We start from the raw sequence: 12,919 nt of genomic DNA, 5'->3' as shown, positions 1-12,919 counted from the left end.
TGAGCCAGATGCCCACTTACCAGTACCGCTGCCAGGCCTGTCACAACGACCTCGAGGCCTTTCAGAAGTTCACTGACGACCCGCTGACCATCTGCCCCGAGTGCGGCGGATCACTGCGCAAGGTCTTCAATGCGGTCGGTATCGTGTTCAAGGGCTCCGGATTCTACGCAACCGATTCCCGCAAGGCCTCGAGCGCTGCTGCCCCGGCATCCGGTCACTCGGTCGTCACCGACACCAGCGATTCGAAGGGCACGGCCTCGTCGTCCGATTCCTCCGGCAGCGCTGCTTCGGCCGGCTCGTCGGACTCGAGCAGCTCGCCGGCCAAAGAATCCGCCGCCGCCTGACCGGGTTACAGCAAGAGCGCCGGGCGCCGACAACACAACAGCCCGCCGGCACATTCACTCTCGATTGCAAGACGAGGGCAGGCTGCCCGAGCGCACGTTCGCGCCCGCAATACCTGCAGACTCTGCCAGGTTGCGATCTACTGTGAGCGAGACCGTTCAGCAGGCGTGTCCTACCTGTCCAAGTCGTTCGCACCCTGAACGATTGAAGGCAGGAGCACCCCCCAAATCTCGACCCGTCATCTCGGGAACCGCGGGTTATCCACAACGCGCAGGAAATTTGAACGATTTGCTGCCCGTTTAACAATCATGGGTGCGTGAATCCAGCATCAGCCTTCAACCGACTGGCCCGGTTCTTGAGATGGCATCGGCGTGGTCTCGGCATCGCGGCGGCCATGGTCTGTCTCTTCGCGATCTTGTCGGTGCTCACACCGGCCAAACCCGAATCGACGCCGGTGCTGGTGGCCTCTCATGCCTTGACCGCCGGCAGCACCCTGACCGCCGCCGACATCACCACGATCGAGATGCCCATCGAGTTGATGCCTGCCGAAGCGCTGAGCGACCCGGACGAAGTGGTCGGACGCGTGCTTACCGCAACGCTCACGCAGGGAAGCGTGCTGACCGGTGCCGCCGTTCTCAGTAGCCGCGATATGACCGAGGCGGACGAGCGGTTGGTGCCGTTCCGGGTCCCGGACGCAGCCACGGTCGCACTGCTGCACGTCGGCGACCGTATCTCGGTTGTCGGTTCCAGTTCTGACGGTGGCGTCATCGATATTGCGACCGATGTGCGGATCGCGGCACTGCCTACCACCGAGAGCGGAAGCCTGGGCGGCGAGTCCGGCGCCTTGGTGGTCGTCGCCGCGGACGCCGAGACTGCGGCACAACTGGCTGCGGCGTCCAACCAGATGAGAATGGGGATCGTCATGCAATGACAGGGCAGTGTCAATGACAGGACACCATCTCGATCCGCTGTAGGCGAAGTGCAAACCGCTGAGATATCCGCTGGAGCCCAACGGCGTTTGCCTATAGTCAGTCGGGTCGGCGACCACTAGGGACGCCGTTGCCGGTGTTATCTGCCCCCGATCCGAGAGGTACCCATGCGAGGCTTCAAAGACTTCATCATGCGCGGCAATCTCATTGAACTCGCGGTCGCCTTCATCATGGGCGCGGCGTTCAACAGCGTTGTCGAAGCGTTCACCAATATCGTGTTGAGCCTCATCTCCATGGTGCTCGGCGGCCCGCCGAACTTCGACGACTGGATGCCGGGAGGCGTGCCGGTCGGGCCGTTCTTGACCCAGTTGGTCGGTTTCGTCCTGGTGGCGGCCGTCGTGTACTTCGCCCTGGTGCTGCCGGTCAACAAGCTGCGTGAGCGCATGGACGCCGACAAGGAACCCGAAGCCGACGCGGCCACGGAGACCGAATTGCTCGTGGAGATCCGCGACCTGCTGGCCGAAAAGAAGAACTGAGCTATCTCGAAAGAAGCGCTGCTCGACGCGCCAGTTCTTCAGCGCGACTAAATCGCGCATGGACTGTGGACTGCCGGTAACTGATCGTCTGCCACATCAACACGCTTGTTCGAGCAGTTTCGGCATGACGTCAGTGTGGACGCTGCACTTCGGCCCAAAATTGCCGCGCGCTCAGAGAGCGACCTGGTAATAGTCCTCGGGCCCGACGGCAAGAAGCACCAGGCCGGTCGTGAGCATTTCCTCGATCGCGTAGTACGAGACCGTTTGCGGGTCGTAGCCGCTCTCGTCCAACGCTTGTTGGATGGCTGCGGCGAGATCTGCCCCACGGATCTCGGTCGGGTCGAACGCCTCCTGGGTTTGGCCGTCGACGGTTTGCTGACCATGACCATCACATACGTAGTTACGGAGGCCGTCGCCTGCTGCGGGCTGCATCGCCCGGATATAACCGGGCAGGCATGAGGTGCCGTCCGCCAATACCCATGGATTGCCGTCGGCACGCAAGGTCTGCCCTCGCGGAGATGCGGGGCCGGGCAGGCTGAGCTGATAGACAATGCCGTTCGGCAGGATGGCCGCCACCTCGGCCAGCGCCCGGTCGAGGTCCTCGCCATCGGTCAGGTCGAGATCTACGGGTTGCGGTTCGGATCCGTTGATCGACGACGCAGCGATAGTGCCATCGCACACCGAATCGGCGATCACATCTCCGGTCACGGAGACGAATGCCTCGACCTGTGCGTTCGTGTTGCAGGTCGTCTGCAGCGAATTCAGCTGATCCGCCAGAGCCTCGAAATCGATCGCATCGGCACGGCTGGCTCCGGTGATCGACGGCTGATCGACCTGTTCACCGGCGCCGTCATGCGTCCACCAGACTTCGGTGCCATCCGTACGTAACCCGACCTTGACCGATTCCGCCTCAGGGGTGATGACCAGCCGGGTGAGCACCTGCTGCCCCGCCTGGTCGAGGATGTCCTCGACATCGGCCTGCAGCGAATCAGTTCCCTGAGCTCCACTCGTGCACCCGGCGAGCAACGTCAGCGCCGCTCCAACGCCCACCACCTTCATGACTGTGCAGCGATGCCTTTGCCACAACGAGTTGTCGCTTCGTAGCTGCAGGTATCTCACCTGGTCACCCCACATTTCCGTGGTGCGGAGGACGCTCATTGAGCAGTGCCCGATCATGCGGGCTGAGCGGCATGGACGCGTCTCGCAGCCGTACCTCAGCCCCCACCCCGAGGTGTTCGGCCACCAGCCTGCTCGCGGCCAGCAATTGTGCGGCCCCGATACCGCCTCGTTCGGCCGCAGAAACCATGAACGGCCACGGGCGGTCAGCTGCCAGCGCGTCTCGGCGCACAGCCGCGACCTTCTCGCGTCCCCATCCGGCGGCCATCAGAGCGACAGTAATCTCGGCCGGATCATCGAGTTCAGCCCCGGCCTCACCAAAGGCGAAGACATCGTGGTCGGTCAATGATCGAGCGACCATTCGCCCCAACTGTGCCCCGCTCATAGCTGCAATTTACCCTGGTCCTGCTCGCCTCCGGCTAGCGAGCAGCCCTCCTGGCCGCGTCAAGCAGCTGATCGAGCAGTGCCTTCAGGTCGATTTCACGCTGTGGACGCGGCGTCGGCGTCCCGTCGTCCGCGAACTCGGTGAAATTCGACAGCGAGACCTGTGCCCGCACGTCGACCATGGAGAAGTTCACGACGACCTGGCGCCACTGTTCGGCGGCACGGATGCCCTCCACCGAACCGTAAGAGACGAACCCTACGGGCTTGCCCGTCCACTCGGGACCGAGCGTGTCGACGGCGTTTTTGAATGCGCCCGGCAGCCCATGGTTGTACTCGGGCGTCACAAAGATATAGGCATCGCAGGCATCGATCGCCGCGCTCCAACGCCGCACGTTCTCCGAGCCGTACTGCTTGTTCGCGACCGACGGCAGCGTGCGCGAAGTCAGCAGCGGCACATCGAACTCCTTCAGATCGATGAGTTCGAATTCGGCTTCGCGGCGCTCGGATGCCCGCTCCAGCACCCACTTGCCAACCCCGAGACCTCTGCGCCCCTCGCGGATTGATCCAACGATGATTCCGACCTTCATAAACAACCTCCTGTTGCTGTCAACATCTCCATTCAACCGCGGGCCACCGACAACCCGCATAGATAATGGACAGTTGACCAGATCGGCACCCGCTTCGCGGCTTACGATGCCGCATCAGATAGCGACGGTCCGCACGACGGAGCAGTTACGCCTTTTGGCGCGAATAGATCACACGATGGCGGCCCCAGCAGGATTCGAACCTGCGACACATGGTTTAGGAAACCACTGCTCTATCCCCTGAGCTATGAGGCCAAGCTGAGCCAATCCCGCTCAGATCTGCCGCCCGATCCACGGGCCCACGACTATCGCGTGGTCCATCAATGGATCCTGGGTAAGCCTAGACCCACCCGCCGCACCGGACCAAGCTTCCGGCCTTCGTGCCCATCCTCAGATCAGGCATCTCGGCTTCGCTCGTAAGCACCGCATGGCTTGATCCGCAGCGCACCCGTGGCACCGAGAACAACAAGATCAACTAATCTCCGGCAACTTTTCCCCAGACCTTGCATTCGGGCCGCGATCGTCTATTGTTACTTTACGAAAGCGGTTGTCGCCGATGATTTGTCTCCTGGGGGTGGGTAGACGGCTTCGGCCTCTCGAGCGACAGCCGCTTTCCCTATGCCCTCATTCAACTCTTGCCGGCCGACTTGGCGTCCACCCACATGCCACCGGTGATGGAACGGTCGACTCGCACGCGGCCCTCGGTGCCGCGGATCTCCACTCCCGACCCAACTTCTACGGCAGATATCGTCACCCCGGGCACGACTCCCACGTCATTCAGGCCGGTGAGAGCGTCCTCGTCGGCCTGCACGAACTCGCTCAATCTGACCAGCTCGAAGCTCTGAACCTCACCGGTGACCACATCGGCCAGCGCGACCACTCCATTTCGGAAGGACTCAGGATGAAGCTCGCCGGTGAGCGACGGAATCGGGCATCCATAAGGTGACTCCTGCGGAGAGTTCAGCAGCTCCGTCAGACGCTCTTCGATGGCATCTCCGATGACGTGCTCCAGCTTGCAGGCTTCTTCGTGGACGATCGTGTAATCGAGGCCGATGATGTCCGACAGCATCCGCTCGGCGAGACGGTGCTTGCGCATCACCTTGCGGGCCCGCTCCCAGCCGACCTCGCTCAGTTCGAGACGGCGGTTGTCCTGTACGGTGAGTAATCCGTCGCGCTCCAGCCGGGCCACGGTCTGGCTCACGGTCGGACCCGACTGATGCAGCCGCTCGACAATCCGCGCACGTAGCGGCTCGATCCCCTCCTCGTGCAACTCAAGAATGGTGCGCAAATACATCTCGGGGGTATCGATCAGATCGTTCATTGGGCCCTCCTGGTTAGCTGAAAGCCTAACCGACTGACACGCTTAGCGTGACCTAACTTTGTCTATCCGCCGGGCCAGGCACGGGCGCGCTGAACACTCGACACGGAACGCTCAGGTCAACCATTTAGAGCAGAACTATATTCCTGCTTCCAGCCGATTCCGTCTACCCGCATCGGCACGCCAACGCCCAGAAAATGCCGGCGGTTCGGTGGCCGCCCCGGCGATCCAGCAAAACTGCCGGGCTCCGATGGCTGAAATAATCCGGCAAACGCAAACATCCCAATTGCGAGCGACCTACGGCGAACGTCGGCCCGCCGGCACCTCGGCAGCCGGCCTCAGTGCCGCTTGCGGTATTTCTTCGATTGGGTCTTGCTCGTCAGGTACGCGATGGCCCCCGCAGCAACCGAGACCAGCGCGGCAATGCCAACCGCCGTCATGGTACCCCGGCTTCTGGTCGGCTTGGGTAACTCGCTTTCCTCGCCGCTGGGTTCGGCGGATGCCTCGGTGGACTCGCTCTCAGCAGGTGACGAGGACTCCTCGGGGGCGCTGGTCGTCGGTTCTGCGGCCCCTGGCGGCGCCGAGGGAGCCTGGCCGACATCGCTCATCGTGCTGGGCACGGCAGCCTCGACCAGCTGGTCGGACCCGCGGCTGCCCAGCAGCACGCTGCTGGCGTTCAATGACATGGCGATGGACTCACCCTGCGGCTGCTCGGGAGCCGCCTCGGCGGCCGTCACTGCGTAGTTCAACATGTCAAAGCTGAGGACGCTGTTGTAGGTGCGCAAAACGGCGGTCTCGGCGTCCAGGAACACACCGTCGGTCACCCACTCCGGCGCCTCTGCCATGTATTCCATGGTGATCTCGCCGACGGCGCCCGGAGCCTCGGCATAGTAGAGACCGCCGGGCGAGCCTTTCGTGACGATCCAGATATTGCCCTTCGGCGAGACCATCATGGTCATCGCATCATGGGCACCATCCGGATAGTGCAGCGTCCAATGACTGAGCGGTGCTGCCGTACCGTAATCCAGCGCTTCCAGGCGATAGATCTCGACCGAGGACCGGCTACCACCGATATCCCCGACATAGAGCAGGCCGTCGAAATATGCGAGAGCCTGGACGCCGGCGGCATCAGCCGCGTAGGTCACCTCGCCGGCGGTCGAGCCGTCGACATTGATGGCCTGTACCGCTCCCGAACCGCTCGCCGTCCAGTAGACGCCGCGAGCCGGATCGGCCGCCAACGCGCCTGAATCGCTCAAGGCCTGGTCTGCGAGGGTGATGGCGTCGCCCGGAGCAGCCGCAGCGGGTGCTGCCATTCCGAAAATCAAAATGGACGCTGCCGCGCAGGCCAGCGGTCGCTGATACCTCGCCCGCTTATCCATCGGCGCTCCCGTCACTCGAATACCCGCGACAGTCTAGCCAACGCCCGCCGGTGCCGCCGAGCCGACCGCGCCGAGCGTCCTCGTGGGGACAGCCAGGATCGATGATGGGCCCAACCGTATTCACCACACCGCCGATGGTTGTGCGACTACTCTCATGTCATGGGACGGTTGTCAGAATATGCAATCGGCATTACCGAGCTCCGCGACATCTTCAGGGCCGAGCCCGGATTCGCGGCGCAGCTGCGCGAACTCGCGGCCCGGCGGTTTCCCGCACCGGCGAATGAGTCCACCAAACGCACCCGCCTACTCGGACGCATCGGGCCCGCGATGAAGAAATCGATCGAACGACCCGAGGTACCTGAGCGTCCGGCGCCACCGGATGTCGAAGCATTGCTGAAGGCTCGCGCCATCGCGCCGGAACGTCAGGTCTACGCGTGGCAGATCGTCTTGGCCTGGCTGGACGAGTTGAGTTGGGGCTGCATTGATGTCGAGGTCGATGGACGCGACATGTCGGACCTCGATTTCGCCCTGGCAGCAGCCGGCCTGCCCAGCCAGTTCGGCCTGGAGAAGCTCCTGCAGGACGAGCCGCAGATACCGCTGCGTCCGATGCCCGGCCAACGCTGGGGATACGCCAAGCACGCCCATCTGCTGGCCACTCGGCAGGCGCTCGACGAGATCGCTCCCAATTTGGACGACAAGACTGCTGCGTCCGTGAAACCGTTCCGCGATTTCTTGGCCGGCTTCGACGATTGGACGCAGCAGGCCGCCGAACAGGCGCGCCCGGCCCCAGACCTCGTGGTGAGCTGGATGCCGTGACGCCCTCGCGTTACACGATCAACCGTCAGGCGACGGCCCCCGAGATCAGCCCCTGCATGAAATAGATCAGGAACAGTGCGGCCACCACCCACATCAGCACGTGTACCTTGGCCGCCTTGCCGTTGAAGACCTTCAGCACGACGTACATGATGAAGCCCGCGCCGATGCCGACGGTGATCGAATACGAGAACGGCATGAACGCGATCGTGACGAACGCGGGGATAGCGATCTCCATGTCGTTCCACGGGATCTCGGTGACCTGCGTCATCATCAAGAAGCCGACCACGACGAGCACCGGAGCGACTGCTTCGGATGGCACCATGTTGACCACCGGCGTGATGAACAACGCCACCAGGAATCCCACTCCGGTAATGACCGACGCGAAACCGGTTCGTGCGCCCTCCGCGACGCCGGCGGTGGATTCGACGAAGCTGGTGTTGCTGGAGACCGAGGAGGCGCCACCGGCCAGCGCGGCGATGGAGTCGATGAGCAGGATCTCGCGCAGATGCGGAGGCTCGCCGTCCTTATTGAGGATGCCGCCTTCGGCGCCGACCGCAACGACCGTGCCCATCGTGTCGAAGAAGTCCGCGAGCAGCAGGCTGAAGACCAGCAGCGCAGCGGTCAACACGCTCGCCAGCGTGGCATTGCCGTCAGGGGCGAAGCCGCCGATGATGTCGACCTTGCCGATCAGCGACAGGTCGGGGCTGGCGAATGCCTGCCAGCCGGGGAAGGCCGGCACGTTCAGCGCCCAACCGGTGGCGTGCTCTTCGCCCACCGCTCCGATCTTCGCGATGGTTTCCAAGATCACCGCCAGCACTGTGCCGCCGAAGATGGCCCACAGCATGGCGCCGCGGACTCTGCGCATCTGCAAGATCGCGAGCAGCACGAAGGTGACGACGAAAACGAAGATCGGCCAGCCGACCAGCGAACCGCCCACGCCGAGTTCCACCAGCGGGCTGCCCGGGCGGATGATGCCGGCGTCCGCCAACCCGACCAGGGTGATGAACAAGCCGATGCCCACGCTGATGGCGGTGCGCAGGCTCGGCGGCACAGCGCGAAACACGGCCTCGCGGAATCCGGTCAGCACCAGCAGCGTGACCACGGCACCTTCGCAGACCACCAGGCCCATCGCCTGCGGCCAGGTCATTTGCGGGGCCACCACGTAGGCGAGCATCGCGTTCAGGCCGAGACCGGTGGCGATACCGATCGGGAAGCGTCCGACCACTCCCATCAAGATGGTCATCACGCCTGCGACCAAGGCGGTGGCCGCCGCCACCATGCCGATCGACTGGCCCACAGCGGCCGCATCAACCACGGTCTGGGCAGCGTCGGTGAATTTCGGCGCACCCGAGACGAGATTGCCGTTCTTATCGGTTGCGGTGCCGATGATGAGGGGGTTGAGAGCGAGAATGTAGGCCATCGCGAAAAACGTCACCAGGCCGCCACGGACTTCGCGCGGGAGCGACGAACCCCGCTTGGTGATCTCGAACCAACGATCCAATCCCGACTGTTGTTGATCGCCACCCGCGATCGCAGCACCCTGTGCCGAAGAGGAGGTCATGGTAGTAATGCTAGGCACCCGCTATGACTCTCTAATATTGAGTCCATGAGCGATAACCCGTCCGTAACAAGCCCGAAGTCTGCTATCCGCTCACCCGAGCGGCTGCTGAAGCAGGCTCCCGTGGAGCCGATCCACGATGACGGCGTGCGGGTCTTCTCGATCGGCACCTTGGTTTTTGTGCTCGGCCTGGTCGTCCTCTATGCCGGACGAAGCACCTGGGCGGTGCCGGACTGGTGGTTCGCGGTCGGCTTGTGTGGTGTCGGGATCGGGGTCGTCGCCGCCGGCTATTGCGCCTGGCGACGCAACAAACGAACCAAGGACGCCGCCCGCGGCATCGCCGCACCTACTGCTTGAGCCTCAGTCGAACAGGGAATCATCGACACTGATCGTGTCGTACACCGGCTCCGGCAACCGGGCAACCCGTTCGTCCGCGACGATATCGGAGTGACCGCCGCAGCCGTGGTCGACCGAAACCACCCGGGCGTCGTAGGGCGAGTACTCGTTGGCGCAGGCGCCGAAGATGCCGCCCAGCGCACCGCCCAACCGGACGAAGTACCCACAAGTCACGCATTCGCCGGGCGCCTGCTTGGCCGACGAGCTGTCCGGTCCGGAATCGGAGGCCAGCCACCGTTCGGCGGCCTCTTGGCGCCCCAATGGCGACAGCACGCGTTCGCGTCCGAGTCCCAGTTCGGTCACGACGGCGCGGGTCTGCGCCCACTCGGCGGGATCGGTGTCGGCAGCCAACTCACCGCCGCCGTATCCGGGCTCCAGCCGGGGATCGTTGTCGGGAGTGGGCAGCAAGGTGCCCGGCTTCACGTCACCGGGCATCAGCCGCTGCGACCACGGAACCCACGCAGGCGCCAGCAACGACTCGTCGCTCGGCAGCAGCACCACCTCATTGACCGTGGCATAGCGGGCGCGCGAGGCACGGGTCATCGTGACCGCCCAGTGCCATCCGTGGTAGGCCGGATGCGGGCAGTCGAACAGGTGGGTCGCCTGCCTGGCGCCATCCTCGACCTTGCTGCCGAGGTAGCCGCCCACCCCGAAGTCACCGGCCGTCTCGACGGCCGCCTGACGTGCGAGTTCGACGGAATCCGCAATTATCTGATCGACTTCGCTCATAACTCCAGCTCGTCCGCGACGGCCCGCAGCATACCTGCAACCTTGGCCGACTGTTGTGCATTGGGGTAGCGGCCACGGCGGTAACCGTTGCCGAGGGTATCGAGCACCTTGATCAGGTCTTCGAACATCACCGCGAGTTGCTCGGGCTTCTTGCGGGCAGCCTTCGACAGCGATGGCGGCAACTCGACGGGCTGCACCGACAGCGCCTGCTCACCCTTGCGTCCCTGAATGATGCCGAACTCGACTTTCTGCCCGGCTTTCAGTGCAGCAACTCCCTGGGGCAGGGCGTCGGCGCGCACGTACACATCGCCACCGCCGTCTTTGGCGATGAAGCCGAAACCCTTATCTGCGTCGTAAAAACGCACTTTGCCGCTGGGCACCGCAACCTCTCTCTTCGTTCGTATTTACCGGTACCAGTGAACACGAACGTCGTCTCGTAGTAAATGGAACGGGTGGGGATACCCGTACGCCTCAAAGGATACCCGGACGCACCTACTTCCGCCGACTCGGCCGCCGCCTACACTGGACGCCATGACACAGGCGAGCGCGAGTTACTTGGCGAGCACCGAGGATGCTCCGGCCACCCGGCCGTTCGGATTCGCCAGTCCTGTTGCTCCCCCGCTCTCGGGTTCCGAGCCTGTTCATGATGCGACGCCGGGCCCGGCCGCTCCCCCTCAAGACTTCGCTCCTCCGGACGGGCAGGCGCGTCCGCTCGATCAGATCGCGCCCGCCCCGTCCGAACGACGTGATCCCCATCAGCCCCTCCTCGAAGCCCCGCCCGACGAGTCGGTGAACACCTGGGACCCGACCCAGCCGGTGCCGGCCAGCACGACCTCCAGTGCGTTGGCCGAATCCTGGGACGAAGACAGCGGCGGCGAGTTGGACTCGCAAGAGTTGAGCGCGTTGCCGCCGCCGAACGGCGCTCCCGCGGGCGGAACCCAGTCGTGGCCTGCACCTGGTCAGCCGACGGGACAGCCCGGCTTCCCGCCTGCCCCGGGCATGCCTCAGCCCGGGCGAGCGATGCCCGCGGCACAGTATCCGACCGGTCCGTCACCTTATCCGGCCAATCCCTATGCGGCAGGCCCCTCGCCTTATCCGGCAAACCCCTATGCAACCGGTTCATATTCGTCCTATTACCAGGGCGGATACAACGGCCGGCAGCAATCGCGACCCAATTCCCAAGCGCTGAGTTGGGTCATCGGATTGCTCATCACAGGCATGCTGTGGGGCTGGCTCGCGCCGTTCGCGATCATCTGTTCCGGCGTCATCGCAGCGATCAAGAAAGTGCCCGGACGCATACTGGTCACCATCTGCGGTTCGCTGACCTTGGTCGTCAGCCTTTTCTGGTATCTCGGCTATTTCTATGAGGATCAGCTGCAGAACATTGCCCGATTGTTGTGCCTGATTTGCCTGGCAGGCATAGCGATCATGTCGCGCAACCAGAGATCTCGGCGCCCCCGGTACTGACGATGAGTTCGGACGCATCAGCAATGCCGTTTCGGGACGCCGATCCGCGGCTCGACCCGTTTCCCGGCGGGCTGGCTCCGGCAAGTGCCGAGCCGCTCAGCGATGCCGAGATCACCCGCGCCCTGGAGGCGATCGGCTCCGACGAGCTGACCGTGTTGGGCAGGTTGGTCTGGGGTCCGCCGATCGGATCGGTATCGGATGCCCGCCGCGATGTGACGCTGCGCGACGCATCGTCACCGATCGATCGGCTGCTTGCACTGGGACTCTTGCGTCCGGTCAACAACGACATCGTGATCCTGCCCCGCGAGGTCGCACTGGTATTGAGAGGCGATCGCTTCTTCGGATCCGGCAGCCGCCAGGACGCCGACTCGGGCTCCGGCTCCCCGGGTGCGGTCGGCATACAACCTGGAACCGCAGGCAACGATTGGCGTCCGGTCTTGGCCGAGGCAAGCCGGGACGACCTGTGGGTGCGGTTGGCGTTCGCCGAAGAAGACGGGACGCTGACCCGGGCGGTCGTCCGGGTGCTCTATGTGGCGCACGGATCGGCCTATCTGGTGCGGCGAGCCGGGGCCCGGCTGAATATCCCGACCCACCGGATCGTGGCAGCCGAGAAGCTGGCACCGGTCGTCATCAACGATCCTCCGTTGGAGGGCGAGCATTAGCGCTCAGCGATGCCCGAGACTCACGGGAACCGTCGACTCCTCGACATCGCCAAAGTCGATGAGCTCGTCACCGGGTTCGGCCCGCATGAGGCGGGCGATCTCGACCGGCCAGACGGTCTTGCCAGTCAACTCGTCGAGGGTGAACCAGCCGAATCCCGCTGCCATCGTCACCTTCTCGTCCTCGGTGAACCCGGCCGTATCGGGCTCGAAACGGGCCGGTAGGTCGAGGACGAAGAAGTCCTCTCGCTGCTGCAAGATGTGGTCCGAATAGCCGTGATGAACCACCCGGCGGGCGATCGGGCCGGTCAGATCGCCCGGGTCGACGACCAGGCCGGTCTCCTCGGCCAGCTCGCGGGCCGCGCCTTCGGCGAAGGTCTCTCCGGCGTCCAGACCACCGCCGGGCGTCACCCACCACTGAGTGCCGGGCATCCCCGGATCGGTATCGGAGCCGAGCAGCACGCGTCCCTCGGCACGCACCACCACCCTGGCGGCCTGGCGGGTGCGCACCCGTCGCTCACGCGGCGGGACGGCAACCATCGGCCTGCGATCTGGATCGTTCATGGTGCCAAGGTTAGATCGCTCAGCTGGCGCAGCCGCACATATCGAGTTCACTTTGGCCTCGTACAGGTGCCGAAGTGAACTCGATAACTGGCTGGCCTCTCGGATTTCGGTGGTCGACAGGTCTGCGCGTTACGTCTCCTGT

General features: G+C 64.1%; 16 protein-coding genes and 1 tRNA gene. 7 read left to right on the top strand and 10 right to left on the bottom strand.

What is annotated here, in order from left to right:
* Window positions 1-8 precede the first annotated feature (8 nt).
* The 3 genes from QQ658_RS00535 to mscL all read left to right on the top strand — a co-directional run bounded on the left by QQ658_RS00535 (window position 9) and on the right by mscL (window position 1,807).
* Window positions 9-344, top strand: coding sequence for an FmdB family zinc ribbon protein (locus QQ658_RS00535; protein WP_286025741.1), 336 nt, complete (start codon window positions 9-11; stop codon window positions 342-344).
* Between the two features lie 314 nt (window positions 345-658).
* A complete protein-coding gene (locus tag QQ658_RS00530; protein ID WP_286025740.1) occupies window positions 659-1,273 on the top strand; it encodes an SAF domain-containing protein in 615 nt (204 codons plus the stop codon).
* 165 nt (window positions 1,274-1,438) lie between these two features.
* On the top strand, window positions 1,439-1,807 hold the full coding sequence (mscL, locus tag QQ658_RS00525) for a large conductance mechanosensitive channel protein MscL (protein ID WP_286025739.1): 369 nt from the start codon (window positions 1,439-1,441) through the stop codon (window positions 1,805-1,807).
* Window positions 1,808-1,978: 171 nt separating this feature from the next.
* On the opposite strand, the gene QQ658_RS00520 is transcribed toward mscL, so the two are convergent.
* The 6 genes from QQ658_RS00520 to QQ658_RS00495 all read right to left on the bottom strand — a co-directional run bounded on the left by QQ658_RS00520 (window position 1,979) and on the right by QQ658_RS00495 (window position 6,522).
* A complete protein-coding gene (locus QQ658_RS00520; RefSeq protein ID WP_286025738.1) occupies window positions 1,979-2,860 on the bottom strand; it encodes a hypothetical protein in 882 nt (293 codons plus the stop codon).
* Window positions 2,861-2,930: 70 nt separating this feature from the next.
* Window positions 2,931-3,308 (bottom strand): hypothetical protein, encoded by a 378-nt coding sequence (locus QQ658_RS00515; RefSeq protein WP_286025737.1) that lies wholly within the window; start codon window positions 3,306-3,308, stop codon window positions 2,931-2,933.
* A 34-nt stretch (window positions 3,309-3,342) separates the two neighbouring features.
* Window positions 3,343-3,894, bottom strand: coding sequence for an NADPH-dependent FMN reductase (locus tag QQ658_RS00510; protein ID WP_286025736.1), 552 nt, complete (start codon window positions 3,892-3,894; stop codon window positions 3,343-3,345).
* A 176-nt stretch (window positions 3,895-4,070) separates the two neighbouring features.
* Window positions 4,071-4,146: transfer RNA gene (locus QQ658_RS00505), tRNA-Arg, on the bottom strand.
* Between the two features lie 373 nt (window positions 4,147-4,519).
* A complete protein-coding gene (locus tag QQ658_RS00500; protein WP_286025735.1) occupies window positions 4,520-5,212 on the bottom strand; it encodes a metal-dependent transcriptional regulator in 693 nt (230 codons plus the stop codon).
* 335 nt (window positions 5,213-5,547) lie between these two features.
* Window positions 5,548-6,522: an NHL repeat-containing protein gene (locus QQ658_RS00495; RefSeq protein WP_286025734.1), complete on the bottom strand. Its 975-nt coding sequence runs from the start codon at window positions 6,520-6,522 to the stop codon at window positions 5,548-5,550.
* A gap of 225 nt (window positions 6,523-6,747) precedes the next feature.
* Here QQ658_RS00495 and QQ658_RS00490 point away from each other — a divergent pair, with 225 nt between their 5' ends.
* Window positions 6,748-7,404 (top strand): DUF7691 family protein, encoded by a 657-nt coding sequence (locus tag QQ658_RS00490; protein WP_286025733.1) that lies wholly within the window; start codon window positions 6,748-6,750, stop codon window positions 7,402-7,404.
* Window positions 7,405-7,429: 25 nt separating this feature from the next.
* On the opposite strand, the gene QQ658_RS00485 is transcribed toward QQ658_RS00490, so the two are convergent.
* A complete protein-coding gene (locus QQ658_RS00485) occupies window positions 7,430-8,965 on the bottom strand; it encodes an NCS2 family permease (protein WP_286025732.1) in 1,536 nt (511 codons plus the stop codon).
* 45 nt (window positions 8,966-9,010) lie between these two features.
* Here QQ658_RS00485 and QQ658_RS00480 point away from each other — a divergent pair, with 45 nt between their 5' ends.
* Complete coding sequence (locus QQ658_RS00480; protein ID WP_286025731.1) at window positions 9,011-9,319, top strand: DUF2530 domain-containing protein; 309 nt, start codon at window positions 9,011-9,013, stop codon at window positions 9,317-9,319.
* Window positions 9,320-9,322: 3 nt separating this feature from the next.
* Here QQ658_RS00480 and QQ658_RS00475 read toward each other — a convergent pair whose 3' ends face one another.
* Window positions 9,323-10,087: a DUF3027 domain-containing protein gene (locus QQ658_RS00475; RefSeq protein ID WP_286025730.1), complete on the bottom strand. Its 765-nt coding sequence runs from the start codon at window positions 10,085-10,087 to the stop codon at window positions 9,323-9,325.
* Entirely contained in the window at window positions 10,084-10,467 is a 384-nt protein-coding gene (locus QQ658_RS00470) for a cold-shock protein (RefSeq protein WP_286025729.1), read from the bottom strand. Before QQ658_RS00470 ends, QQ658_RS00475 begins: the two co-directional genes overlap by 4 nt.
* Before the next feature lie 151 nt (window positions 10,468-10,618).
* On the opposite strand from QQ658_RS00470, the gene QQ658_RS00465 reads away from it, so the two are divergent.
* Together QQ658_RS00465 and QQ658_RS00460 are read left to right on the top strand one after the other, a co-directional pair.
* On the top strand, window positions 10,619-11,554 hold the full coding sequence (locus QQ658_RS00465) for a hypothetical protein (RefSeq protein WP_286025728.1): 936 nt from the start codon (window positions 10,619-10,621) through the stop codon (window positions 11,552-11,554).
* A 23-nt stretch (window positions 11,555-11,577) separates the two neighbouring features.
* Window positions 11,578-12,216 carry a hypothetical protein gene (locus QQ658_RS00460; RefSeq protein WP_286025727.1) on the top strand — a complete coding sequence of 213 codons (639 nt, stop codon included), beginning with the start codon at window positions 11,578-11,580 and terminating at the stop codon, window positions 12,214-12,216.
* 3 nt (window positions 12,217-12,219) lie between these two features.
* On the opposite strand, the gene QQ658_RS00455 is transcribed toward QQ658_RS00460, so the two are convergent.
* A complete protein-coding gene (locus tag QQ658_RS00455; RefSeq protein ID WP_286025726.1) occupies window positions 12,220-12,777 on the bottom strand; it encodes an NUDIX hydrolase in 558 nt (185 codons plus the stop codon).
* Window positions 12,778-12,919: the final 142 nt, after the last annotated feature.

The sequence above is a fragment of the Propionimicrobium sp. PCR01-08-3 genome, from assembly GCF_030286045.1.
Taxonomy (GTDB): Bacteria; Actinomycetota; Actinomycetes; order Propionibacteriales; family Propionibacteriaceae; genus Brooklawnia.
The sequence above is the reverse complement of the archived record's forward strand: the minus strand, read 5'-3'. Positions and strand labels throughout refer to the sequence as shown.

Coding starts and splice junctions, on each gene's coding strand:
- QQ658_RS00480 (WP_286025731.1), top strand. CDS start 9,011: ATGAGCGATAACCCGTCCGTAACAAGCCCGAAGTCTGCTATCCGCTCA.
- mscL (WP_286025739.1), top strand. CDS start 1,439: ATGCGAGGCTTCAAAGACTTCATCATGCGCGGCAATCTCATTGAACTC.
- QQ658_RS00460 (WP_286025727.1), top strand. CDS start 11,578: ATGCCGTTTCGGGACGCCGATCCGCGGCTCGACCCGTTTCCCGGCGGG.
- QQ658_RS00490 (WP_286025733.1), top strand. CDS start 6,748: ATGGGACGGTTGTCAGAATATGCAATCGGCATTACCGAGCTCCGCGAC.
- QQ658_RS00455 (WP_286025726.1), bottom strand. CDS start 12,777: ATGAACGATCCAGATCGCAGGCCGATGGTTGCCGTCCCGCCGCGTGAG.
- QQ658_RS00485 (WP_286025732.1), bottom strand. CDS start 8,965: ATGACCTCCTCTTCGGCACAGGGTGCTGCGATCGCGGGTGGCGATCAA.
- QQ658_RS00495 (WP_286025734.1), bottom strand. CDS start 6,522: ATGGCAGCACCCGCTGCGGCTGCTCCGGGCGACGCCATCACCCTCGCA.
- QQ658_RS00465 (WP_286025728.1), top strand. CDS start 10,619: ATGACACAGGCGAGCGCGAGTTACTTGGCGAGCACCGAGGATGCTCCG.
- QQ658_RS00515 (WP_286025737.1), bottom strand. CDS start 3,308: ATGAGCGGGGCACAGTTGGGGCGAATGGTCGCTCGATCATTGACCGAC.
- QQ658_RS00510 (WP_286025736.1), bottom strand. CDS start 3,894: ATGAAGGTCGGAATCATCGTTGGATCAATCCGCGAGGGGCGCAGAGGT.
- QQ658_RS00500 (WP_286025735.1), bottom strand. CDS start 5,212: ATGAACGATCTGATCGATACCCCCGAGATGTATTTGCGCACCATTCTT.
- QQ658_RS00535 (WP_286025741.1), top strand. CDS start 9: ATGCCCACTTACCAGTACCGCTGCCAGGCCTGTCACAACGACCTCGAG.
- QQ658_RS00475 (WP_286025730.1), bottom strand. CDS start 10,087: ATGAGCGAAGTCGATCAGATAATTGCGGATTCCGTCGAACTCGCACGT.